21 protein-coding genes and 1 other RNA gene are annotated in these 22577 nt (G+C 57.7%); 12 read left to right on the forward strand and 10 right to left on the reverse strand.

Annotation, left to right across the window (positions count from 1 at the left end; all coding sequences use genetic code 11):
* Window positions 1-16 precede the first annotated feature (16 nt).
* Window positions 17-421 (reverse strand): ferric iron uptake transcriptional regulator, encoded by a 405-nt coding sequence (fur, locus tag ACYZT5_RS20270; RefSeq protein ID WP_003197684.1) that lies wholly within the window; start codon window positions 419-421, stop codon window positions 17-19.
* A gap of 97 nt (window positions 422-518) precedes the next feature.
* Here fur and ACYZT5_RS20275 point away from each other — a divergent pair, with 97 nt between their 5' ends.
* Window positions 519-1046 carry an outer membrane protein assembly factor BamE gene (locus ACYZT5_RS20275; RefSeq protein WP_008149042.1) on the forward strand — a complete coding sequence of 176 codons (528 nt, stop codon included), beginning with the start codon at window positions 519-521 and terminating at the stop codon, window positions 1044-1046.
* Window positions 1047-1107: 61 nt separating this feature from the next.
* Here ACYZT5_RS20275 and ACYZT5_RS20280 read toward each other — a convergent pair whose 3' ends face one another.
* Genes ACYZT5_RS20280 through ACYZT5_RS20290 form a run of 3 tightly spaced genes read right to left on the reverse strand, consistent with a single transcriptional unit; the run spans window position 1108 to window position 3260 of the window.
* Window positions 1108-1422, reverse strand: coding sequence for an RnfH family protein (locus ACYZT5_RS20280; protein WP_462047109.1), 315 nt, complete (start codon window positions 1420-1422; stop codon window positions 1108-1110).
* Complete coding sequence (locus ACYZT5_RS20285; protein WP_462047110.1) at window positions 1415-1849, reverse strand: type II toxin-antitoxin system RatA family toxin; 435 nt, start codon at window positions 1847-1849, stop codon at window positions 1415-1417. Before ACYZT5_RS20285 ends, ACYZT5_RS20280 begins: the two co-directional genes overlap by 8 nt.
* Before the next feature lie 7 nt (window positions 1850-1856).
* Window positions 1857-3260: a sodium-dependent transporter gene (locus ACYZT5_RS20290; RefSeq protein ID WP_462047111.1), complete on the reverse strand. Its 1404-nt coding sequence runs from the start codon at window positions 3258-3260 to the stop codon at window positions 1857-1859.
* Between the two features lie 119 nt (window positions 3261-3379).
* Between ACYZT5_RS20290 and smpB the strand changes: the two genes are divergently transcribed.
* Complete coding sequence (gene smpB, locus ACYZT5_RS20295) at window positions 3380-3862, forward strand: SsrA-binding protein SmpB (RefSeq protein WP_076028704.1); 483 nt, start codon at window positions 3380-3382, stop codon at window positions 3860-3862.
* 147 nt (window positions 3863-4009) lie between these two features.
* Here the strand turns inward: smpB and ACYZT5_RS20300 are convergent, their stop codons facing one another.
* Window positions 4010-4777, reverse strand: a complete 768-nt coding sequence (locus tag ACYZT5_RS20300) for a GntR family transcriptional regulator (RefSeq protein ID WP_149630764.1) — start codon at window positions 4775-4777, stop codon at window positions 4010-4012.
* A gap of 262 nt (window positions 4778-5039) precedes the next feature.
* On the opposite strand from ACYZT5_RS20300, the gene ACYZT5_RS20305 reads away from it, so the two are divergent.
* The 9 genes from ACYZT5_RS20305 to ACYZT5_RS20345 all read left to right on the forward strand — a co-directional run bounded on the left by ACYZT5_RS20305 (window position 5040) and on the right by ACYZT5_RS20345 (window position 15571).
* Entirely contained in the window at window positions 5040-6734 is a 1695-nt protein-coding gene (locus ACYZT5_RS20305) for a lactate permease LctP family transporter (RefSeq protein WP_462047112.1), read from the forward strand.
* A gap of 146 nt (window positions 6735-6880) precedes the next feature.
* On the forward strand, window positions 6881-7705 hold the full coding sequence (locus ACYZT5_RS20310) for a (Fe-S)-binding protein (RefSeq protein ID WP_462047113.1): 825 nt from the start codon (window positions 6881-6883) through the stop codon (window positions 7703-7705).
* Complete coding sequence (locus ACYZT5_RS20315) at window positions 7702-9156, forward strand: LutB/LldF family L-lactate oxidation iron-sulfur protein (protein WP_462047114.1); 1455 nt, start codon at window positions 7702-7704, stop codon at window positions 9154-9156. Before ACYZT5_RS20310 ends, ACYZT5_RS20315 begins: the two co-directional genes overlap by 4 nt.
* Window positions 9156-9827 (forward strand): LutC/YkgG family protein, encoded by a 672-nt coding sequence (locus ACYZT5_RS20320; RefSeq protein ID WP_462047115.1) that lies wholly within the window; start codon window positions 9156-9158, stop codon window positions 9825-9827. Before ACYZT5_RS20315 ends, ACYZT5_RS20320 begins: the two co-directional genes overlap by 1 nt.
* Complete coding sequence (locus ACYZT5_RS20325; RefSeq protein WP_462047116.1) at window positions 9824-12643, forward strand: FAD-binding and (Fe-S)-binding domain-containing protein; 2820 nt, start codon at window positions 9824-9826, stop codon at window positions 12641-12643. The genes ACYZT5_RS20320 and ACYZT5_RS20325 overlap by 4 nt, the downstream gene beginning before the upstream one ends.
* 118 nt (window positions 12644-12761) lie before the next feature.
* Complete coding sequence (locus ACYZT5_RS20330; RefSeq protein ID WP_462047117.1) at window positions 12762-13034, forward strand: hypothetical protein; 273 nt, start codon at window positions 12762-12764, stop codon at window positions 13032-13034.
* A 327-nt stretch (window positions 13035-13361) separates the two neighbouring features.
* On the forward strand, window positions 13362-13640 hold the full coding sequence (locus ACYZT5_RS20335; RefSeq protein WP_462047118.1) for a hypothetical protein: 279 nt from the start codon (window positions 13362-13364) through the stop codon (window positions 13638-13640).
* Between the two features lie 95 nt (window positions 13641-13735).
* Window positions 13736-14129: a transfer-messenger RNA gene (gene ssrA, locus ACYZT5_RS20340) on the forward strand.
* 185 nt (window positions 14130-14314) lie between these two features.
* Window positions 14315-15571, forward strand: a complete 1257-nt coding sequence (locus ACYZT5_RS20345; RefSeq protein WP_140893857.1) for an integrase domain-containing protein — start codon at window positions 14315-14317, stop codon at window positions 15569-15571.
* 166 nt (window positions 15572-15737) lie between these two features.
* On the opposite strand, the gene ACYZT5_RS20350 is transcribed toward ACYZT5_RS20345, so the two are convergent.
* The 5 genes from ACYZT5_RS20350 to ACYZT5_RS20370 all read right to left on the reverse strand — a co-directional run bounded on the left by ACYZT5_RS20350 (window position 15738) and on the right by ACYZT5_RS20370 (window position 21216).
* Window positions 15738-16007 (reverse strand): hypothetical protein, encoded by a 270-nt coding sequence (locus ACYZT5_RS20350; RefSeq protein ID WP_448694255.1) that lies wholly within the window; start codon window positions 16005-16007, stop codon window positions 15738-15740.
* Window positions 16004-16984, reverse strand: coding sequence for an integrase domain-containing protein (locus ACYZT5_RS20355; RefSeq protein WP_462052286.1), 981 nt, complete (start codon window positions 16982-16984; stop codon window positions 16004-16006). The genes ACYZT5_RS20350 and ACYZT5_RS20355 overlap by 4 nt, the downstream gene beginning before the upstream one ends.
* Window positions 16968-17321, reverse strand: coding sequence for a hypothetical protein (locus tag ACYZT5_RS20360; protein WP_140893859.1), 354 nt, complete (start codon window positions 17319-17321; stop codon window positions 16968-16970). Before ACYZT5_RS20360 ends, ACYZT5_RS20355 begins: the two co-directional genes overlap by 17 nt.
* The gene (locus ACYZT5_RS20365) at window positions 17308-18714 is read right to left on the reverse strand and encodes a YfjI family protein (protein WP_462047119.1); all 1407 of its coding nucleotides are present in this window, start codon (window positions 18712-18714) and stop codon (window positions 17308-17310) included. The genes ACYZT5_RS20360 and ACYZT5_RS20365 overlap by 14 nt, the downstream gene beginning before the upstream one ends.
* Before the next feature lie 1566 nt (window positions 18715-20280).
* Window positions 20281-21216, reverse strand: coding sequence for a LysR substrate-binding domain-containing protein (locus tag ACYZT5_RS20370; RefSeq protein ID WP_462047120.1), 936 nt, complete (start codon window positions 21214-21216; stop codon window positions 20281-20283).
* Between the two features lie 56 nt (window positions 21217-21272).
* Here ACYZT5_RS20370 and ACYZT5_RS20375 point away from each other — a divergent pair, with 56 nt between their 5' ends.
* On the forward strand, window positions 21273-22517 hold the full coding sequence (locus ACYZT5_RS20375) for an MFS transporter (protein WP_140893862.1): 1245 nt from the start codon (window positions 21273-21275) through the stop codon (window positions 22515-22517).
* The last annotated feature ends 60 nt before the right edge of the window (window positions 22518-22577 follow it).

Raw genomic sequence — 22577 nt, forward strand, 5'->3', positions numbered from 1 at the left:
AGTTCGCGCGACATGCTTACTTTTTCTTGCGCACGTACAGTACAAGGTTGTGATCAACCATCTCGAAGCCGTACTTGTCGACGATTGCCTTCTGCAGGCGCTCGATTTCTTCGTCGAAGAATTCGATCACCTCACTGGTCTCGACGTTGACCATATGGTCGTGATGCTTGCCGTCGTCCAGCTCGAAGACCGCATGGCCCCCGTCGAAGTTGTGCCGCACCACAAGGCCAGCTGCCTCGAACTGAGTCAGAACACGGTAAACCGTGGCCAGACCGACGTCCTCACCAGCCTCCATCAGCGCCTTGTAGACATCCTCGGCACTCATGTGGCGTTGCTCGGCGGAATCGAGCATTTGCAGAATTTTGACCCGTGGAAGGGTCACTTTGAGGCCGGCTTTGCGTAGTTCGCTATTTTCAACCATGGTCAGCTTTCTCGCGATGCTGCTTCGCAGCTTCTCTTAATGCGGGTATGATCGGCGTTTACGTTGTCCCAGCCAAGATAGTGGAAGTCGCCCACCGATGCAAAACACCAAGCTCTTGCTAACCAGTTTCACCTTTGTGGGACTGCTCGCACTCGCCGGTTGTTCATTCCCCGGGGTTTACAAAATCGACATCCAGCAGGGCAATGTCGTCACGCAGGACATGATAGACCAGTTACGCCCGGGAATGACCCGCAAGCAAGTACGGTTTATCATGGGCAACCCTCTGTTGACCGACACGTTCCATGCCGATCGCTGGGATTATCTGTACAGCCTGCAACCGGGTGGCGGTGAACGCCAACAGGAACGCATTAGCGTTATCTTCAACCCAAATGACCAGCTTGTCAGCCTTTCTGGTGATTTCATGCCAGGCGTGAGCCGCGACGAAGCCATTCTCGGCAAGGACAGCGGCACTACAGTTGCTGCGCCAGCAGAAAACGCCGAGAAGCCGAAACCGGAAAAACCGGTCAAGCCAGGTTCGTTGCTGGATCAGATCCAGAAGGACGTCGACGGCGTAGAAACCGTTCCAGTCCCGACTCCAGAACCTCTGGAAACTTCGCCGCAATAATTTGCGACGCAATAAAAAACCCGGCATGTCCGGGTTTTTTATTGTCCAGCATTTGAGCGAATCACTGATTCCGGGTTTTGGCCTCAGCAGCTTTGGCAGCACGCAACCGGCGAACCTCTTTCGGATCAGCCAGCAATGGCCGGTATATTTCGATGCGATCACCAGCCTGGACAGGACGATTGTCCGGATCTGCGATCACTTTGCCGAAGATCCCTACCGGGCAATCGGCCAGATCCAGCTCCGCAAACACCTTGCCGACACCTGACATCAGTAAAGCCGCCCGCACAGTTGTTCCTGCCGGCACTGTCAGCGACAGGAGCACCTGACGATCAATGGCGGCATAGACCACCTCAATGTCGATCACGGCCTCAACCATGCATCTGTTTGGCGCGCTGGCAGAAGGCATCCATCAGCGTATTAGCCGCCTGATTGAACAACGGCCCCAAGGTAGCGCGAACAATCGGCCCGGCGTAATCAAACGACAGGTCCAGGCTGATCTTGCAGGCCTTCTCCCCCAACGGTTTGAACACCCAGACGCCATGCAACTGATTGAACGGGCCTTCCTCGAGGTTCATCTCAATCGAATGTCCGGGCACCAAGGTATTTCGAGTCACGAAATGCTGACTGAGGCCACCCTTGGCCACGCCTACGCTAGCACGCATATGCTCAGGAGAGCTTTCCAGCACTTCGGCCGTCGAGCACCATGGCAGGAATTCCGGATAACGCGCCACGTCATTGACCAGGTCATACAGCGCTTGCGCCGGGTACGGCAGCAAGGCCGAACGTTGAATATGTGTCGTCATGTCAGCGTCACTTCCACAGCTGGGCGGCAAACACTACGAGAATGCCGATGGGCGCCACATAGCGCATCAAAAACAAGGACAAGGCGAACAATATCGGGCTGCGGATCGACAACTCGTCGCGTACCGCTTCACGGCCCATCACCCAGCCTGCAAACACCACGAAACACAAACCACCGAGTGGCAACATGATCCGCGAGGTGAAGAAATCGATCACACCAAAGAAATCCAGACCGCCCGCCGCCCCCCATTGATAGAGGTGGAACAAACCCCCTTCGTTCACGAAAAATTTGGCCTCCTTCCAGATATTGAAAGAGAACACCGTGCCCAGACCGACGAACCAGCAGGTGAATGCCAGCCAGAAGGTAACCCACGCGCGGCTGACTTTCGTGCGTTCAACCAGGTAAGCCACCATCGGTTCGAGCAGGGAAATCGCCGAACTCCAGGCGGCAATCGCTACCAGCACGAAGAACACTACGCCCATCAACTGACCGAACGCTACGTTACCAAAGGCAAAGGGCAGGCTGACGAACATCAGGCCAGGGCCTTCGCTCGGGTTCAGGCCCGCGGCAAACACAATCGGAAACAATGCCAGACCAGCCACCAGGGAAACGAAGGTATCAAGCAGTGCCACGCCGACGATGGTGCCGGAAATCGACGAGTTCTTTGGCATGTAAGCGCCGTAAATCATGATCGAGCCGACGCCCACGCTCAGGGAGAAGAAAGCGTGCCCCATGGCGGGCAGCAAGCCGTCGAGTACTTTTTCCGGGTGGAAGTCGAACATAAAATGCACGCCTTCCATGAAATGGCCGGTGGTCATGCTGTAGCCCAGCAGCACCAGAATCATCACAAAGAGAAGCGGCATCATGATCCGCAGACTGCGTTCAAGCCCGGCAACGACGCCTTTGGCGATGACAACGGCCGACAGCAGCATGAAAATCGTGTGCCAAAGTGTCAGGCGCCATGGATCGGCGATTACATTGCCAAAATACGCGCCGACCTGATCAGGCGTTACACCCTGAAAGTCACCACGGCCCATGTCGATGATGTAATCCAGCGACCAGCCGCCGACCACACTATAGAAAGACAGGATCAGCAATGCCGTGATCATCCCGGCAAATGCGCCCCAGGACCATTTCCCCGAATGCCCGGCTTCAAGCGCCAATACCTTCAAGGCGTTGGCCGGGCTCTGCCGCGCACGCCGGCCGATCAGGGTTTCGGCCAACATCACCGGCACACCGATCAGCGCGATACAAGCCAGGAACATCAGCACAAAGGCGCCGCCACCATAGACGCCGACCATGTACGGGAATTTCCAGATACTACCCAGGCCCACGGCCGAACCGGTCGCGGCGAGTATGAAGACCCAGCGGCTAGCCCAACTGCCGTGGACAGAAACCTTGTCTGTCGACATCGTTATCACGCCCAAGCGTTCAAAAAAAGAGGCCGCATTGTCCGGGATTCAATCAACCTGCTCAAGCACGTAGCGACACCGTAGCCGACTTGCTTGCAACTCCCTATAATGCCGCCCCTATGGCTAAACAGAAGAAACACCCAACAGGGACCATCGCGCAAAATAAAAAGGCGCGACACGATTACTTCATCGAGCATAAGTTCGAGGCTGGTCTGGTCCTGGCCGGCTGGGAAGTAAAAAGTCTGCGGGCAAGCAAGCTACAACTGGTTGACAGTTACGTACTGCTCAAGGATGGCGAAGCCTGGCTGCTCGGCAGCCACATTACGCCCCTGATGACCGCCAGCACCCACGTCATCGCTGATCCGACCCGCACCCGGAAATTGCTGCTCAACCGGCGCGAACTGGAAAAGCTGGCCACTGCCGTGCAGCAAAAAGGTTATGCCTGCGTGTGTCTGTCCTGGTACTGGAGCAAGCACATGGTCAAGTGCGAGATCGCTCTGGGCAAGGGCAAGAAGGAATACGACAAGCGTGATACCGAACGCGAACGCGACGCCGGTCGCGAGTTGCAGCGTGCGGTGCGCAATAAGGGCAAGGAAGAGTAACTCTTTGCCTTGAGTTCGCCTTACCTGATCGTTCCCACGCTCTGCGTGGGCATGCATCCCGTGACGCTCCGCGTCACAAAGCGGACGCAGAGCGTCCATTGCTGCATTCCCACGCAGAGCGTGGGAACGATCAATCATCATCCAAACCTACATCCCCTTGCGCCGCTCCGCCCGGGCCATGCGCTGCACTTCCTGACGCACTTCTTCCAGCACTTCCTGCACATACAAGATATGTCGGCTGGAGACTTCCCGTGCCTGCTCCGCCCTTCCTTCGATAATCGCCAGGTACAACTCACGATGCTGGGTGATCAGCATGTCGCGGGTTTCGGTGCGCTGCTTGTACATCCCGCCGATATTGGTCACCACGTTGCGCTTGAGCAGGTCGAACAACCCACGAATGGTGTGCAGCAACACCGCGTTGTGACTGGCTTCAGCAATCGCCAGATGGAATTTCGCATCCGCCGCGCCCTCTTCCGCACGGCTCACTTCATCATGACGCGTATAGCAGTCCTGCAATTCGTTGAAGGCCGCGGTCAGCCGCTCGCGGTCAACATCCGTCGCACGCAACGCTGCGTAATAGGCGCAGGAGGCTTCCAACGTGTGGCGAAATTCCAGCAGATCGCGCTGCGCTTCAGGATTGCTTTCCAGCAGATGCAGCAGCGGATCACTGAAGGTTGACCCCAGCGACTCCACCACGTAATTGCCGCCACCCTGGCGACTGACCAGCAAGCCCTTGGCCGCCAGTTTCTGAATCGCTTCGCGCAACGAAGGGCGCGACACGCCGAACTGCTCGGCCAACGCACGTTCGGCCGGCAAGCGCTCACCCGCCTTCAGCGTGCCCTCGAGAATCATCCCCTCGAGCTGCTCGACAATATCGTCAGACAAACGGCGCTGACGAATCTGATCAAACCCCATAACTCATTTCTCCACGATCCCGACGGCTCGCCGGGGTCTCTATTCTGGCCTATCAGCGCTGCATCAGCACCTGCCAGACGGCATTTGGTCGAGCGGACCAGATGATCTCTGCACCGCGTATTCGACAAAAGTTTTAGGACCGCAAATTGACACACCGCCTACAAGGCTTTTACCCTAGCCAACAGCGATTGTAAATTGGTATTACCAATTATCCAAGAACGCTGACCAGTGCCTGACCAACAACAATTAGGGGCCACCCCATATGCAAACCTGGCAACAGCTCTATTCCCCGCTCGGCAGTCTCGGCGTGTCCGCGCTCGCGGCCGTTATCCCCATCGTGTTTTTCTTCCTGGCATTGGCCGTGTTCCGGCTCAAAGGACACGTGGCCGGCAGCATCACGCTGGCCTTGTCCATCGCCGTGGCAATCTTCGCCTTCCAGATGCCGGTCGACATGGCCTTTGCCGCCGCTGGCTATGGCTTCGCCTACGGTCTGTGGCCGATTGCCTGGATCATCGTGGCGGCGGTATTCCTCTACAAACTGACAGTCAAGAGTGGTCAGTTCGAAGTGATCCGCAGCTCGGTGCTGTCGATCACCGACGACCAGCGCCTGCAAGTGCTGCTGATCGGCTTCTGTTTCGGTGCCTTCCTGGAAGGTGCAGCCGGATTCGGTGCGCCGGTTGCGATTACTGCCGCACTGCTTGTAGGGCTGGGCTTTAACCCGCTGTACGCCGCAGGCCTGTGCCTGATTGCCAACACCGCGCCGGTTGCCTTCGGCGCCTTGGGGATTCCGATCATCGTCGCCGGGCAAGTGACCGGTATCGACGCCTTCAAGATCGGCGCCATGACCGGCCGTCAACTGCCGCTGCTGTCGTTGTTCGTGCCGTTCTGGCTGGTGTTCATGATGGATGGCCTGCGCGGCGTGCGGGAAACCTGGCCGGCAGCACTGGTGGCCGGTTTGAGCTTTGCCGTCACCCAATACTTCACGTCGAACTTCATCGGCCCGGAATTGCCGGACATCACCTCGGCCCTGGCCAGCCTGATTTCCCTGACACTGTTCCTGAAAGTCTGGCAGCCAAAGCGCGCCGCAGGCCAACACATCACCGGCGCCGTCTCGGCTTCCGTGGTCGGCGCCAGCGCCGGCGGTTTCGGTCAGCCGCGCAGCACCGTGGCCTCGCCCTACAGCCTCGGTGAAATTCTCAAAGCCTGGTCACCGTTCCTGATCCTCACCGTGTTGGTCACTATCTGGACCCTGAAACCCTTCAAGGCAATGTTTGCCGCTGGCGGATCGATGTACAGCTGGGTGTTCAACTTCGCGATCCCGCACCTGGATCAAATGGTGATCAAGGTCGCACCGATCGTGGCCGCCCCGACCGCCATTCCGGCGGTGTTCAAACTCGACCCGATTTCCGCGACCGGCACGGCGATTTTCTTTTCCGCGCTGATCTCGATGCTGGTCCTAAAGATCAATGTCAAAACTGGTCTGACCACTTTGAGAGAGACCTTCTACGAGCTGCGCTGGCCGATTCTGTCCATCGGTATGGTGCTCGCCTTTGCCTTCGTCACTAACTACTCGGGCATGTCATCGACCATGGCGCTGGTTTTGGCAGGCACCGGTGCAGCATTCCCGTTCTTCTCACCGTTCCTCGGCTGGCTAGGCGTGTTCCTGACCGGTTCTGATACCTCGTCCAACGCACTGTTCAGCTCACTGCAAGCGACCACTGCGCATCAGATCGGCGTCAACGATGTGTTGCTGGTAGCGGCGAACACCAGCGGCGGTGTAACCGGCAAGATGATTTCGCCACAGTCGATCGCGGTGGCCTGTGCCGCGACCGGTCTGGTGGGCAAGGAATCGGATCTGTTCCGCTTCACCCTCAAGCACAGCCTATTCTTTGCAACGATCGTCGGCCTGATCACCCTGGCTCAGGCCTATTGGTTCACCGGCATGCTGGTGCACTAAAAACTACAAGCAGCTCGGAAAAAACCGACGCCGGACCACGATTCCGGCGTCAGCTATTCACTACCCGGTCTGTAAGGCTGCTGAAAGCTTCCCTCTCTATATTCAGCAGCCTCAACGGACGGATAACCGGCCGAGAGACACGCCTGATGAGCGAGCAATTTTATAACGCTGTGCCGAATGCGACCCGCGTCGCCCCGCCACTGCCCGAGCCTCGGCAATACCCCAGCAAAAAACCGTCACGGGTCTACCTGTTCGGGACCTGCGTGGTGGATCTGTTCTACCCCAAAGCCGGGATGGATGCGATTCATCTGCTGGAACGCGAAGGCATTCGTGTCGAGTACCCGCAAGGGCAAAGCTGCTGCGGGCAACCGGCCTACACCTCGGGTTACACCGAGCAGGCAAGGACTGTGGCGCGCTCGCAACTGGCGCTGTTTGCCGGGGACTATCCGGTAGTGGTGCCGTCGGGATCGTGTGCCGGCATGTTGCGCGAACACTATGCCGACTTGTTCGAGGATGAGCCTGAAACGTTGAACCAGGTTCGGGCTCTTGCGGCCCGGACTTATGAGTTGGCCGAGTTCCTGTTGTTTGTCTGCAAGGTGCAGCTCAAGGACAGCGGCACACCAGTGAAAGTGGCGCTGCACACCTCGTGTTCGGCACGCCGTGAGATGAACACCCACTTGCATGGCCGCGAGTTGTTGGCGCAGCTCCGTAACGTGGAGCGAGTCGACCACAACCATGAAAGTGAATGCTGTGGCTTCGGTGGGACTTTCAGCGTCCGTATGCCAGACATTTCCGGCGCGATGGTGGCTGACAAGACCCGATCGTTGAAGGAGTCCGGCGCGCACAAGGTACTGAGTGCCGACTGCGGTTGCCTGATGAACATCAACGGCTCGCTGGAGAAACAGAAGGAAGCATTGCGCGGCCAACACTTGGCCAGCTTCCTTTGGCAGCGAACCGGAGGTGTTCTATGAACGCTTCCGCGATTATTCCGACGGTTGCCGTAGAAGAAGATTTTCGCACCCGGGCTCACAAGGCGTTGGGTGACAAGCAACTGCGAAATAACTTTCGCACGGCGATGGATTCTCTGATGACAAAACGGGCAGCGTCCTTCAGCGATGCCCATGAAAGAGAACATTTGCGAGCGCTGGGCAATGCTGTCCGCGCCCGAGCGTTATCCAAGTTGCCCGACCTGCTCGAGCAGCTTGAACAGAACCTGACCCGCAACGGTGTGACAGTGCACTGGGCGGAAACGGTGGACGAAGCCAATGGCATCGTCCTCTCGATCATCCGCGCTCACGAGGCGCGGCAAGTGATCAAGGGCAAATCGATGGTCAGCGAAGAGATGGAAATGAACCATGTCCTCGAGGCTCAAGGCATTGAATGCCTGGAGTCGGACATGGGTGAATACATCGTCCAGCTCGACCACGAAAAGCCTTCACACATTATTATGCCGGCGATCCACAAGAATGCCGGTCAGGTCGCGTCCTTGTTCCACGACAAACTTGGCGTGGAGTACACCAAGGACGTTGACCAACTCATTCAAGTCGGTCGCAGAGTCTTGCGGCAGAAATTCTTCGAAGCGGACATCGGCGTCTCCGGCGTCAACTTCGCCGTGGCTGAAACCGGCACATTGCTGCTGGTGGAAAACGAAGGCAACGGACGGATGACCACTACGGTGCCGCCCGTGCACATCGCCGTCACCGGCATCGAAAAAGTCGTGGAAAACCTGCGCGACGTGGTGCCACTTTTGTCATTGCTGACCCGCTCGGCACTCGGCCAGCCGATCACCACCTACGTCAACATGATCTCCGGCCCCCGCAAGGAACATGAACTCGACGGCCCTCAGGAAGTGCACCTGGTACTGCTCGACAACGGTCGCAGCCAGGCCTTCGCCGACAGCGAATTACGCCAGACCCTGAACTGCATCCGCTGCGGCGCCTGTATGAATCATTGCCCGGTCTATACCCGAATCGGCGGCCACGCCTATGGGGAGGTTTACCCTGGGCCTATCGGAAAAATCATCACCCCGCACATGGTCGGCCTGGCGAAAGTCCCGGACCACCCGAGCGCCTCGTCGCTGTGTGGTGCCTGCGGCGAAGTCTGCCCGGTAAAAATTCCTATCCCTGCATTACTGCGTCGCCTACGGGAAGAGAACGTCAAAGCCCCGGACAGCGCGCATCAAATCATGCGCGGCCAGGGCAGCAAGTACTCGCGCAAAGAACGGTTTATCTGGAATGCCTGGGCGAAGCTCAATAGTTCACCCACGCTTTATCGACTGTTCGGCTTCTTCGCCACTCGCTTGCGCACACTCACGCCGAGCAACGTCGGCCCGTGGACGCAAAACCACAGTGCACCCAAACCCGCCGCCCGCTCACTGCATGACATGGCCCGCGAGCATCTGGCCAAACAGGGAGATCGCTGATGAGCGCCAAGCAAAATATCCTCGCCAAATTGCGGAACAGTCTGACCGGCACCACACCGGTGCCTGACGAGTTCGACGTCGAACTGGTGACAGCGCCGTACACCTACACCGCTGAGCAACGCATCCCGCAACTGCGCAAACTGATGGAAGCGGTGCACACCGAAATACATCTGACGACTGGCGATGGTTGGCCCGAGTTGCTGGCTCAGTTACTGCGGGATCGTACGATACCGAGCCTGTTGATCGCACCGACTACACCTCACGGTCAACGTGTCACTCAGCACTGGGCGAAAAATCCTGGCCTGCCGACGCTCCAGGCCTACGACCGCCCGGTTGAAGAATGGAAATCCGAGTTGTTCAACGACACCCCGGCGAGCCTGACTACCACCCTCGGTGCAATCGCCGCGACAGGTAGTCTGATTCTCTGGCCGACGCGGGAAGAACCGCGCCTGATGAGCCTGGTGCCGCCGGTGCATTTCGCCCTGCTCAAGGCCAGTGAAATCCGCGACAACTTCTATCAGGTGCAGCAGGAGTTCGAGTGGGCCCAAGGCCTGCCGACCAACGCATTGCTGGTATCCGGCCCGTCGAAAACTGCCGACATCGAGCAGGTCCTGGCGTATGGCGCTCACGGTCCGAAAGACTTGGTGGTTCTGATTCTGGAGGACCAATGAGTCTACCGACGGCTTTTCTGAGAGATGCACATCAACTGATTCCCCAAGAGCGCCGTTTCGATGATCCGCTGTCGACCCTGGCCTTCGGCACCGACGCCAGTTTCTACCGGCTGATTCCGAAACTGGTGATTCGTGTCGAGTCCGAAGATGAAGTCGTGGCGCTGCTGAAACTGGCGCAACGGGATCAGGTCCCGGTAACCTTCCGCGCCGCCGGCACCAGCCTGTCCGGCCAGGCCATCAGCGATTCGGTATTGATCGTCCTCGGGGATAACTGGAACGGTCGCGAGATTCGCGGGCAAGGCACACAAATTCGTCTGCAACCGGGCGTGATCGGCGCACAGGCCAACGCGTGGCTGGCACCGTTCGGACGCAAGATCGGTCCCGATCCGGCCTCGATCAACGCCTGCAAGATCGGCGGCATCGTCGCCAACAATGCCAGTGGCATGTGCTGCGGCACGGCGCAAAACACCTATCACACGTTGGCTGGCATTCGTCTGGTGCTGGCCGACGGTAGCCGTCTCGACACCGAAGATGCAGCGAGTGTTGCAGCGTTTCGTGAGAGCCACGCGGCGCTGCTTGAACGTCTGGCGACCTTGGGCCGCGAGACCCGCGCCAATGCCGAACTGGCTGCAAAAATTCGCCATAAATACCGTCTGAAAAATACCACTGGCCTGTCGCTCAACGCCCTGGTGGATTTCGACGAGCCTGTGGATATCTTGAGCCACTTGCTGGTGGGCTCCGAAGGCACCCTAGGGTTCATCAGCGCGGTGACTTACGACACCGTGATCGATCATCCGAACAAAGCCTCGGCGCTGATCGTGTTCCCGGACGTGGAAACCTGCTGCAACGCCGTTACCGTGCTGAAAAACCTACCGGTGTCGGCCGTGGAATTACTGGACCGCCGCAGCCTGCGCTCGGTGCAGGACAAACCCGGCATGCCGGCTTTCGTACAGCAACTGTCGAACAATGCCTGCGCCCTGCTGATCGAATCCCGCGCCGCATCGTCCACTTTACTGCGCGAACACCTGGCGCAAATCATGGCGTCGTTGGCCTCGTTTCCGCTGGAAAAACAAGTCGACTTCACCGAAGACCCAGTGGAAAACGCCCGGCTCTGGGCGATCCGCAAGGACACCTTCCCCGCCGTCGGCGCCGTGCGCAAAACCGGCACCACGGTGATCATCGAAGACGTGACCTTCCCGGTGGAGCAGCTGGCCATCGGCGTGAATCGTCTGATCGAGCTGTTCGACAAACATCACTACGACGAAGCGATCCTTTTCGGACACGCGCTTGAAGGTAATCTGCACTTTGTCTTCACCCAAGGCTTCAACAACCCGGAAGAAGTCGCACGCTATCAGGCGTTCATGGACGACGTCGCGCAGTTGGTGGCGGTGGAGTTCGGTGGTTCGCTGAAGGCTGAACACGGCACCGGTCGCAACATGGCGCCCTTCGTCGAACTGGAATGGGGCAGCGATGCCTACCGGTTGATGTGGCAGCTCAAGCGCCTGCTCGACTCGAACGGCATTCTTAACCCGGACGTGGTGCTCAGCGAGGATCCGCAGATCCACCTCAAGCATCTGAAGCCATTACCGGCCGCCGACGAGATTGTGGATAAGTGCATCGAATGCGGTTTCTGCGAACCGGTCTGCCCGTCGAAAGGCCTGACCCTGAGCCCGCGCCAGCGCATCGTGATCTGGCGTGATATTCAGGCGAAGAAACGTGCAGGCGTGGACACCACCGAGCTCGAAGCCGCTTACGAATACCAAGGCATCGACACCTGCGCCGCCACCGGCCTCTGCGCGCAGCGTTGCCCTGTAGGAATCAACACCGGCGAGCTGGTGAAAAAGCTCCGCAGCCGTAAGGCGACTCATACGAAAACCGCCAATTGGCTGGAAGGTAATTTCGCCACTGCGCTGCAAGGTGCGCGTTTCACCCTGCACGTGGCCAACGGCGCGCGGATGCTGTTGGGGGCGCCACGATTGGCAAAGCTTTCGGCAACGTTGACGCGTTTATCCAAAGGTCAGGTCCCGCAATGGACCAACGCCATGCCGCAACCGGAAAAAGCCATTCGCTTCAGCCCGACCGTGTCGGACGAACGCCCTCGAGTGGTGTACCTGGCGGCCTGCGTGTCGCGGGCAATGGGCCCGGCCGCGGGTGATAAAGAGCAAATGTCGCTGTACGACAAAACCCGTGGGCTGCTGGAAAAGGCCGGTTACCAAGTGGTCTTCCCGGACAATCTGGACAACCTCTGCTGTGGTCAGCCGTTCGCCTCCAAGGGCTATGCCGAACAGGCCGAGCACAAACGCCAGGAACTGATCGGCGCGTTGTTGCATGCCAGTCGCGGCGGGCTCGACCCGATCTACTGCGACACCAGCCCCTGCACCTTGCGTCTGGCCCAGGACCTTGGCGATGTTCGCCTGGACTTGTACGACCCAGTGCGTTTCATTCGTACGCATTTGATGGATCGTTTGGATTTCACGCCGCAGGAAGCGTCAATCGCGGTGCACGTCACCTGTAGCACCCAGCACCTTGGGGAAAGTCAGGCGTTGATCGATCTGGCGCGCAAGTGCAGCAAAAACGTGGTGATTCCCGAGGGCATTCACTGTTGCGGATTTGCCGGGGATAAGGGTTTCACTACGCCAGAATTGAACGCCCATTCGTTAAGAACGCTCAAGGACGCGGTGCAGCAATGCAGCGAGGGGATTTCTACCAGCCGCACGTGTGAGATAGGTCTGACGCAACACGGTGGAATCGATTATCACGGACTAGTCTATTTGGTGGACAGGGTAACGCAGGCAAGGGTTACGCAAGAAAGATAGAACCCTGACGCGCTGCCATAGTCCACAGAATAAGCCCGGACGTTACCGGGCTTTACCCAAACTCGGCAGCCCGTCCTGATGGCCAGCGATGCCTGGACCTCAGTTCAAGGAGATACTCATGAAACGTTCTGTACTGTTAGGTCTGTTCGTTACTGTCTCGCTGATGGCGTCCACCTCGTTTGCCGCCGAAGACCTCTGTGCGGTCAACTTGAAAACCATCGAAAATGCCAAGGCACAGACTCCTCCGGAGATGACTGATCAGGTAATGGACAGCGTCACGAAAGCCAAAGCCGATCAGGCAAAAGGCACCAAGGAAGGGACTGATGACTGCATCGCCGAGACCGAACAAACTATCCAGCAACTCAAGAACGCGAACAAAGGCGGGAAGTAACCCAGCACAAGGCCAACCTTCGGGTTGGGCTTGTGCCCCCCGGTGCCACCCAATATGAAGCAAACCAAAACCCGCCAATTGCGGGTTTTGTTGCATCTGGGGTTGGCCATGTGGAAGAGGCTACCAGCGAAAAGAAGCGATTGCGCCCGCTTTTAATGCCATTGCTTCTATCAAACAATTTTTTCATAGCCATTCTGCTAGAACCGAATTCCTGCGTCGCGCCGTAGTCTTTTAAGTAGGCCCCATCAATCGTGGCTTATTTTCCAACCTCGGCCGAGCCGCCCGCTCATACGGCAGCACCGAGACCATCAGTTCAAGGAGATATCCATGAAACGTACCGCACTCGCTGGTCTGTTCATTTCTGCTGCAATGTTGGCCTCTCCCGTATTTGCTGCGGACAACGACCTTTGTACGAGCAAGCTACAAGAGCTAAAAAACAAAGTGACTTCACTGCCAGCGACCTCCGCAAACACCACAATGGAGATCAAAAGGCTGCTGTCCAGCGCCGAAGCTTCAAAAGCCTCCGGGGACGACAAAAAATGCGTCACCGAGGCCACCCAGGCAATGTCACTCGCTGACCAACAGCGCAACCAAACCACCCCATAATCTGTGGTGGCCAACCTTCGGGTTGGCCTTCTCACGCGTGTTGACGTACACTGCGCAGGCTTGTTGCTCACTTTGATTCACAGAGCAACAGGCTCGGGGCCGTTTAGGATTCGACGCCGGTTGCGAAACTTTAGGTGCATGCCGAGTTGGTAACAGAACTCGTAAATCCACTGTTGCAACTTTCTATAGTTGCCAATGACGAAACCTACGGGGAATACGCTCTCGCTGCGTAAGCAGCCTTAGCCCTTCCCTCCTGGTACCTTCGGGTCCAGCAATCATCAGGGGATGTCTGTAAACCCAAAGTGATTGTCATATAGAACAGAATCGCCGTGCAGTACGTTGTGGACGAAGCGGCTAAAACTTACACAACTCGCCCAAAGCACCCTGCCCGTCGGGTCGCTGAGGGTTAACTTAATAGACACGGCTACGCATGTAGTACCGACAGCGGAGTACTGGCGGACGGGGGTTCAAATCCCCCCGGCTCCACCACTTCATCATCTAAAGACGTCCACGGACGTCTTTTTTTGTGCCTGAAATCCAGTAAATACAGGGGTTTCAGCGCTTATGGGAGCTTTGGAGAGTTTCTGAGTTCCAGCCGCTTTGGTATCCCAGGTGGTATCCCGGACTGCCAAATGCTATTTTCAGGATACCAAAACGGTGCTGGAGGTAGCCCCATGCCTACTAACGCAACCCGCCTCTCCGATCGCCAGCTCAAGGCAGTCAAGGCAACTGGTAAAGATTTCGTCCTCAGCGACGGCGATGGCTTACAGCTTCGAGTCCGCGCGAGCGGCTCAATGATGTGGAATTTCAATTACCGCGAGCCCCTGACCAGAAGCCGTATCAATATGGCGCTTGGTCCATACCCCGACCTCTCGCTAGCCAACGCCCGGAAGAAAGCCGCAGAGGCGCGTGAGCTGCTCGCTTTGGGCACTGATCCCAAAACCCAGCGTGATGAGGTGAGGCAAGCCAAACTTGCTGAGACTGAACACACTTTCGAGAAGGTGGCCACCGCCTGGTTCGAGCTGAAGAAAGACTCCGTAACCAAAGCCTACGCCGAAGACATTTGGAGATCGCTGACACTCCATGTTTTCCCAAGCATGAAAACAACGCCGCTCTCTCAAATCACTGCTCCGATGGTTATCAAGATCCTTCGCCCAATCGAGGCCAAAGGGAGCCTCGAAACCGTGAAACGATTGAGTCAACGACTCAACGAGATCATGACCTATGGGGTCAACTCCGGGCTGATATTTGCTAACCCCCTCAATGGAATTCGGGCGGTGTTCAAGAAACCCAAGAAAGAGAACATGGCTGCGCTACCACCTGAGGAGCTTCCCGAGCTCATGATGGAAATCGCGAATGCCAGCATCAAACGCACGACCCGCTGCCTGATCGAATGGCAGTTGCATACGATGACCCGCCCTGCCGAAGCAGCCACCACACGATGGGCAGATATCGACTTCGACAAGCGCATTTGGACCATTCCGCCAGAGCGCATGAAAAAGCGTCGCCCGCACACAATCCCCCTCACCGATCATGCACTTTCGTTACTGGAGACGCTCAAGCAACTCAGTGGTAACAGAGAGTACGTGTTCCCCTCAGATAGAAATCCCCGCACTCATGCCAATAGCCAGACCGCCAACATGGCGTTGAAGCGCATGGGTTTTCAGGACCGTCTAGTCAGCCACGGCTTGCGCTCGATGGCGAGCACCATCCTGAATGAGCATGGCTGGGATCCTGAGCTGATCGAGGTCGCGCTGGCGCATGTCGACAAGGACGAAGTTCGTAGCGCCTACAACAGGACGGACTACATCGAACGCCGGCGTCCGATGATGGCTTGGTGGAGTGAACATATCCAGAAGGCGGCCACCGGCAGCCTGTCGGCATCGGCCATCAATCAAACCAGGGACCGCAATGTCGTACCAATTCGCTGAGCATCCAAAAGGTACGCGACACCGGCTACGATCCGTGTCGTGTAGCAAGGCGATACGAGTGACGACGGTCGCTAGATCTCTGGTATGCCTGCGCCTCTTCAGCCAAGCCCCTGAGTATGGGAAGGCTCCGCATTCCCATACTCAGGGGCTCACGCTTAAAGATCTATCAGGCAACCACGACTTTTGCCTTTCTACGGCGGATCAACCCTGCTGTTAAGTCGTAGTAGTAGACGGTAGCTGGAGCTGAGCATCGCAGGTAGTGCTCCAGAAACCATCTCACGTGCTTTTCTCTCCAGGACCAGGGAGTCGCGCAACCCCAGCGCTCACGAATCACCTCGTGCATCCTTTCTGCTTGCCTGATGTGTCGCTGCCGCGTGGCATGTGCACCTTTGAGCACGGGGCGCAGAAACAACACTATGTCGAACTCGGACGTCATCGCCGACCTCCGATGTAGGCACTCACCACATCGATGCGGTTATGTCCCAATTCGTGGCTGATCTGCTGTCGTGCACGCTGATCAAGCTCTCGATCTTCTCGATGAACACGACCGCCATTGACGGGTGTATTCAAGCCAGTCAGTTGCTCATAACGCTCACAGGCATAAGCCGCCCGCAGCTCATGAAAGCCTTTCAATCCATGCTCATGCAAGATGTCCCGTGCCGGTCGCACAACTGATTGCATAAACTCTTTGTAGCTCTCGTTGGGGGCCAACAGGTTCCGACTGCGACTGGGTGAAGCCTCCCAGGCCCTATCCAAGGCGCCACGGATTTGATCCGTGACCGCGATCCAACGCGGTGCTGACGCGCCTGATCGACCGCCTTTGGTGCCGTCCTGGATGTTGATCTTGCCCAGTTGCCCGGCCTCACGTTGCAGTCGGGGCAGGTCCGCCAAGATCGCTTCACGCAGGCGCATACCAGTCTCCCGGGCCAGATGCACAATTGCGGCCACTCGTTGCTGACCTCGCTCAGACAGTGCGCGTGCGATCAACTCGATCTGAGCACGATCTTGGCCTTGCGGTGCCTCCCCGCGCACGCTTGAGCGCTGCAAACCCAGCGCCTTGCTCGGACTGGGGATTTTGACGTACTGATCACCGCGCAGCGCAGCCATCGTTCGGTTCACGGTTGACAGTCGGTTCTGCGCGGTGGCGATGCCGACGTTGCCCTGGTCAACCTGCTGCCGCATATATGCGGCGTACCGCATGAGGATCTCGCGGTCGATCTGTCGCGCGTCATTGAGCCTCCGCCCTTCCTCGGATCGACACCAACGCACGAATGCTTGCCAGCGATCGCTATGGGCTTTGACGGTAGCAAAATGGCCGTCGCCAAATAGATCTTTCAGGGCTTGCGGTCCGGCATAGCTGAGTTGGCGACCGAAGCCAAAATTGCGCCCAGATCGCTTACCGACCCGGACCATTTTTCTGCCCCTGATCGACTCCAGCGAGATCATGCAAAAGGGCTCTCCAGTTCGCACTCACGATGGCGAACTGGGACCAATCCGTCGGGCGAAAACACAGCGTGTTGTCGGTGACGTAGAGATGCGCGCCCTCCTCTTTCAGCCATTGAATAATGGCTGTCGTCGAGGTGATAGTTTTACGGAGGGTGGCGACACCGGCGACACAGGCGACAACCCTTGTCCTGCCTGGCTTTGAGCGTGGCGACAAAATGGCGACACTAGCGGCGACAAACTGCGTTTTTGGCTTTTTTTGGCGCTGTGCTAGATGGTTGCGTAGCGCCTCATCAAGATTGAACATGGCGCACCTCGAAGGTGTGGCCGTCGGTGATCAGCCACTGATGATCAAGCAACTCGACCAACAGCTTGGCGGCATGGCGACTGCTCTTACGAGCAAAACGGGGACCGTTGCGGTTCAGGTCTCGAATACTGAAGCGCTTCCAATCTTTGACCTGGAGCCAGCGCAGCAGCCGGTCCGCCTCTTCCTTAACTCGACACACTGGCTCCTGCTCGGTCAGGCGCTGGATCTCCGTAAGGTAGTAACCGACTAAGGACGAGGCTCGTTGGATATGGTCGACCTCCACAACACTGCTCTCCTCCACAACTGCCAGAATGCCGGCGACGCGCAGCAGGTTATCGGCGGCCTTCGATCCGCTAGGCCGTACGCTGGCCAGCTCACCAAATTCACCCAACTGGGCTTCGATGGCGTCATGCAGATCAATCCAGCGACGGCGGGCCAAGGGACTGAGGCTCAGTGGTGATAGCCGCAAGGCACCGTCAGCGGAAAGTGACCAGGGCTGATGAAACAGTGCGGAAAGGCGGTGGAGATATCGCTTTAGGGCAGCGTCTTTGGACAAGTCAACAGCCTGGTAGCTACGTTGTCCGGCCAGGCTGGTGGGCCAGGTCATCAAGCAGCGACCGAGAATGCCTTGCCCCTGCAGCAACGGGTCACTGAGTAACTGCATGGCCAAGTACGGTTGCAGCATCAGGTGCAGACTCAAGCGCCGATCATAGGCTCGCAGGCTTTCGCCGGCCATCGAACGCGCGCGATCAATCGGGCTACCATCCCAGAGAGAAGACAAGGTCGTGACCGCTTTCAAACGATTGTCCCGACTCATGGTGCTGCTGCCGAGAAATTGTCCGCCTTCGTCACAGAACAGGCCCATGCTGGGTAGGTCGTGACAGAGCCCCTTGATCAGGGCCTCGATAGTAGGATCCGTGGTGATCAGCCGGGGGGCAGAGGGCTCCGCTTCGAGCAGCACGTCATTTTTAGAGTCGGGATCGGCAGGATTTATACGCTGCGCCTGTCGCTGTGCAGCGCGGTACCGGGCAAGCTGTTCGCGGTAGCATTGCCACTGTTCACGCTCCCATTGCCGTGCTGGCAGCAATGCAAATCGATCTGCTGCGGTCTTGCGATCACCGGACGCGGCCACAGTGATCAGGTAAAGCGACAGGGGGTAATTTCTCCCGTCGAGCTGTAAGCCCGCATGACCTTGAGTGGCCAGCGCCGAGGCAGCCAAGACCGATTGCGCGGCCAGTGCTTGGGGCACGCCGATGACTTCGGCCATGCGCTCGACTGCGGGTCCAAGAATTCCACCCAACGCCTGAACCGGATAAGGCTCGGCCGCGGGATTCGACTCGATTAACGGTCGAGGGGATTGTGGGAGTTCAAGATTCGGATCTAACTGCTGCATGGGCCCTCTCCTCAGTGATTGCTGGTTTTCCCCACGTCATCCCGCCACGGCTGTTGAGTGTTATCAGGGATCAAGGCCCCTGCGGCCTGTGAGGTGTTCACTGACGCGGAACGCACGGCTCCTTACGACCGGGAGCGAGGGCATGAACCCAAGAATCTAGCCTCCTTGGCGCATCCGAAGATGCGGGCGGGTGGAGGCTGTACCGACTGACGAGTTCGGCACCTAGAGATCCTGAGTGGGAGAAGGCAAAGATCTGGATACCTAGGACATGCCTGACTGTCAGTCAGGTGCAGTCTTTCCATAGGCTGCGGCACCGGTACCTGTGTCGTTGCGGATGGCGACGAATCGGAGTTGTCAGGTCGATTGTCGCGAGGAGAGTTGCGGCAATGCCCTGTACGACGTGGCTTGCAGCAGTGGTACGATTGCCCGTCTCTTTCCGGGAGAAAGAGACGGGCGCGGTATGGCGCAGCGAAGTGCGTCGAGAGGTGAGGTTGCTGCAACGCAGCGAGGTAGGTCCATCGTCTGCCGCAATGGACAGATAAGTCGAGTAGGCATCCATCACTCTCGGGGAGTGACCGTGCGAGCCGCCGGACGCTAATCGCACTTCGGGAGAACCACCAACAAGTGGCGTAGCCTTAAAGGTTCTGGCTACCTGGGCAGGTGCTGTCAACGACAGCGATCCGTGCGCCAATTTTTATACCCACTCGAAAAGGTGGTCAAGCGTCACGGCCAAAGCACTCAGAAAGTGGCGACTGTCGCCACTTTTGTCGCCACGCTCCAGGCTCCGTTCTGCCTGGGTTGTCGCCGCTGTCGCCGCTGTCGCCACTCCTTCATCCATGGCCCCACGAAAAGATCCGCTCTGACACTGGAACGGCACTGCGCTCGATAGAGATCGTGGGCAATCACTGCCGTTTAAAGGAGGGCGTGGCGCTAATTGAAATTTGAAATGGAATGGTGGAAAGAGGTGGCTTCAAGAAAAAGCAAGTGAACCCTCCGATCGGCGCGATCAAAGATCGCTGGATCGGAGGGTTTGGCGGGAGAAGCAAAGTCTCAAACGTCAATTACAGCCTCAAGCATCGAAACTTGTTGGTCGGGATGCAGCGGCTTCACGAAGGTTGATCAGCGTCTGCTGCAAACGCAGCAGAAAACCCGCCTCAAACGCTCCCTGAAAGTCCTCTGGACGATGACATTTTCGGTTCTGCGTCAGTGCCCACCATAGGGGTAATGATGGCCTATTGCCTAGTCGTTGACTGGACAGTGGTTGATTTAGCGGTCTCCCCCGTCAGTTAAAGGCCGTTGTTAGAAGAGGAGTCACTCCTACTTTGGTCAACTCTTTATGTGTTATCCACGATAGCAAAGGACGGTTCCCTCGCGGTCATTGGGTAAGATGAGATTATTGGGCGTTCATGCCCAGAAGTTCCCACTCGAGCAAGATCAATGCGTAGGCGTTAGCGTGGTGGGGTAGCGGCTGACACTGCACAGCCGCCATCCGAATCGGCGGTGTCGAATAGGACTGATAGGTGCAGATCAGCCCGTCGCGTCCTGTTCACGCGCAATAGATGGCCTCTAATAGATGATTTCGCTGCGAATGGCCTGGGTGACGATGCACGACAGTCGTTCAGTCAGCAAATCCGGGCTAGCCTCTCGTCGATGCAACGTCAGAGGGATGCTGGGCAAAGGTGGCAACCCTCGTTCCTCGGCGGCCAGAAGCGCCGTCCCCGATTGCATCCCTAGGGATGTCCTGATGGTGTAGCCCAGCCCCGCCTCCGTGGCCGCCGACAGGCCATTGAGGCTGGAGCTGGTGAACGACAGCCGCCAGGGAATGCCCTTGCGGCTCAGGGCCTCGGTCGCCATCGAATGAAAGGGACATGGTGCATCGAAGGCAATGATCGGCAACGGCTCGCCCGAGTCGATACTCCAGTCAAAGTACTCGTGGGCAGACCCGATCCATTGCATTTGTAACTCTGCGACGCGTTCTTGGTACCCACCTTTGTGCCCATCGCCCCACACCACCGCCAGATCGAGCAACCCATTGTCGATCCGACTCAGCAGGTCGGCATTACGCGCGATCCGCGCTTCGACACGAACATCAGGATGGGCTCTAGCGAATCGGCCCAGCACCGTTGGCAGGAAACTACTCAGGTCTTCCTGAAGCCCGAGGCGTACCCAGCCCTTGAGTTTGAGCTCGGAAACGGCAGTGACGGTCTCATCGTTGAGGCTCAAAAGACGTCGCGAATAGTTGAGCAGCACCTCCCCCGTATCGGTCAGGGCAAGCCGCCGCCCGGCCTTTGTGAACAGCGGTGATCCCGCCTGGGCTTCGAGTTTTTTCAGCTGAGCGCTGATGGCTGAAGTCGAACGGGCAAGCTTTTGCGCGGCTTTGGCAAAGCTGCCCAATTCAACGCCCGTGACGAAGCTGCGCATGACATCCAAATCAAAATTCACTGGTCTCATGACAATCCTGTTTTTTGGGACTAACACACAAAATAATTTGATATTCAGCACGATGGACCCATGAGAACCTTTTGCCAACAAATATTGAACTCTTTTATGGGGGGCCTATGCCTGTCGATAATAGTCACCGCTGGAAGGTGCTGGGTGTTGGTGTTGCGGCCAACGCCAGTTTTTCCAGCGTCGTTGGGGGGCTGCCGGCAACAGCCATTTACATGCGCGCCACCTATCAGCTCGACAATACCGAACTGGGCCTGGTACTGGGAGTCTTGGGGCTTGGCATTGCCATCAGCGAAATTCCCTGGGGCCTGTTGACTGACCGCTGGGGGGATCGACCGGTATTGCTCACCGGGCTTCTGAGTTCCGGGATAGCCCTATTGGTACTGGCCATGCTGGCGCTGTATGCGCCCACCCTGGTATTGCTGGCCGTAGGGTTATTTGTCGTGGGGCTGCTGGGAAGTAGCGTCAATGGCGCCAGTGGCCGGGCGATCATGGCCTGGTTCAAGGAGGGCGAACGGGGGCTGGCCATGAGCATCCGGCAAACAGCGGTCCCGGGCGGCTATGCCTTGGGGGCGGTGATACTGCCGTACCTTGCCCACCGATACGGCTTTGTCGAAGTGTTTATTGCCAGCGCACTGTTCTGCCTGGTGGCGGGCCTGTTTGCCTGGCTTTGGCTCTACGAGCCGGACTTCTCCGGTGCGGCAGCTAAAAAGCAGAACGCTGCATCCAGCAACAGCCCGCTGAAAGACTCACGGGTCTGGCGAATCGTATTAGCCATAGGGCTGCTCTGCGCCCCGCAGTTTGCGATTCTCACCTACGCGGCCGTGTTCTTTCACGACTTCAGCAACCTCAATATCACCCTCGTATCCGCGACCCTGGCTGTCATACAGGTTGGCGCTATCGTCAGCAGGATCTGGAGCGGACGCTGGACCGATAAAAACAAAAACCGTCGCAGCTACCTCAAAGCCTGCGCCTGGTTAAGTACCGTGACGTTCCTTTTGCTCGGCGTCACGGTATCGGCAACCAGCTTTTACGGCATGGGCGAATCGCCCCTGGCCAGCGCCTTGATCATCGGTGTAATGGTAGTCGCCGGAATCAGCGTATCGGCATGGCACGGCGTGGCCTACACCGAACTGGCCACACTGGCGGGCGCCAGTCGAGCCGGCACCGCCCTGGCAATGGGCAATACCTGCGTCTTTGTCGTGTTGTTCGCCACGCCTATCGCAGCATCGGCCCTCATGACGCATTTTTCCTGGGGCACGGTATGGCTGGCTGCAGCCTTCTGCGCACTGTTGACAGTGCCGCTATTTCCCCGAGTGGAAAAAACCTACGCGCTGGAGTTGGGTTCAGCTTGAATCCACCAGCGCCAACGCTTCACAACTTCATGGCAACCGAAACAACACTCATCGCAACAA

The organism is Pseudomonas sp. LB3P14, assembly GCF_054898045.1.

Coding starts and splice junctions, on each gene's coding strand:
- fur (WP_003197684.1), bottom strand. CDS start 421: ATGGTTGAAAATAGCGAACTACGCAAAGCCGGCCTCAAAGTGACCCTT.
- ACYZT5_RS20275 (WP_008149042.1), top strand. CDS start 519: ATGCAAAACACCAAGCTCTTGCTAACCAGTTTCACCTTTGTGGGACTG.
- ACYZT5_RS20280 (WP_462047109.1), bottom strand. CDS start 1,422: ATGGTTGAGGCCGTGATCGACATTGAGGTGGTCTATGCCGCCATTGAT.
- ACYZT5_RS20285 (WP_462047110.1), bottom strand. CDS start 1,849: ATGACGACACATATTCAACGTTCGGCCTTGCTGCCGTACCCGGCGCAA.
- ACYZT5_RS20290 (WP_462047111.1), bottom strand. CDS start 3,260: ATGTCGACAGACAAGGTTTCTGTCCACGGCAGTTGGGCTAGCCGCTGG.
- smpB (WP_076028704.1), top strand. CDS start 3,380: ATGGCTAAACAGAAGAAACACCCAACAGGGACCATCGCGCAAAATAAA.
- ACYZT5_RS20300 (WP_149630764.1), bottom strand. CDS start 4,777: ATGGGGTTTGATCAGATTCGTCAGCGCCGTTTGTCTGACGATATTGTC.
- ACYZT5_RS20305 (WP_462047112.1), top strand. CDS start 5,040: ATGCAAACCTGGCAACAGCTCTATTCCCCGCTCGGCAGTCTCGGCGTG.
- ACYZT5_RS20310 (WP_462047113.1), top strand. CDS start 6,881: ATGAGCGAGCAATTTTATAACGCTGTGCCGAATGCGACCCGCGTCGCC.
- ACYZT5_RS20315 (WP_462047114.1), top strand. CDS start 7,702: ATGAACGCTTCCGCGATTATTCCGACGGTTGCCGTAGAAGAAGATTTT.
- ACYZT5_RS20320 (WP_462047115.1), top strand. CDS start 9,156: ATGAGCGCCAAGCAAAATATCCTCGCCAAATTGCGGAACAGTCTGACC.
- ACYZT5_RS20325 (WP_462047116.1), top strand. CDS start 9,824: ATGAGTCTACCGACGGCTTTTCTGAGAGATGCACATCAACTGATTCCC.
- ACYZT5_RS20330 (WP_462047117.1), top strand. CDS start 12,762: ATGAAACGTTCTGTACTGTTAGGTCTGTTCGTTACTGTCTCGCTGATG.
- ACYZT5_RS20335 (WP_462047118.1), top strand. CDS start 13,362: ATGAAACGTACCGCACTCGCTGGTCTGTTCATTTCTGCTGCAATGTTG.
- ACYZT5_RS20345 (WP_140893857.1), top strand. CDS start 14,315: ATGCCTACTAACGCAACCCGCCTCTCCGATCGCCAGCTCAAGGCAGTC.
- ACYZT5_RS20350 (WP_448694255.1), bottom strand. CDS start 16,007: ATGACGTCCGAGTTCGACATAGTGTTGTTTCTGCGCCCCGTGCTCAAA.
- ACYZT5_RS20355 (WP_462052286.1), bottom strand. CDS start 16,984: ATGGTCCGGGTCGGTAAGCGATCTGGGCGCAATTTTGGCTTCGGTCGC.
- ACYZT5_RS20360 (WP_140893859.1), bottom strand. CDS start 17,321: ATGTTCAATCTTGATGAGGCGCTACGCAACCATCTAGCACAGCGCCAA.
- ACYZT5_RS20365 (WP_462047119.1), bottom strand. CDS start 18,714: ATGCAGCAGTTAGATCCGAATCTTGAACTCCCACAATCCCCTCGACCG.
- ACYZT5_RS20375 (WP_140893862.1), top strand. CDS start 21,273: ATGCCTGTCGATAATAGTCACCGCTGGAAGGTGCTGGGTGTTGGTGTT.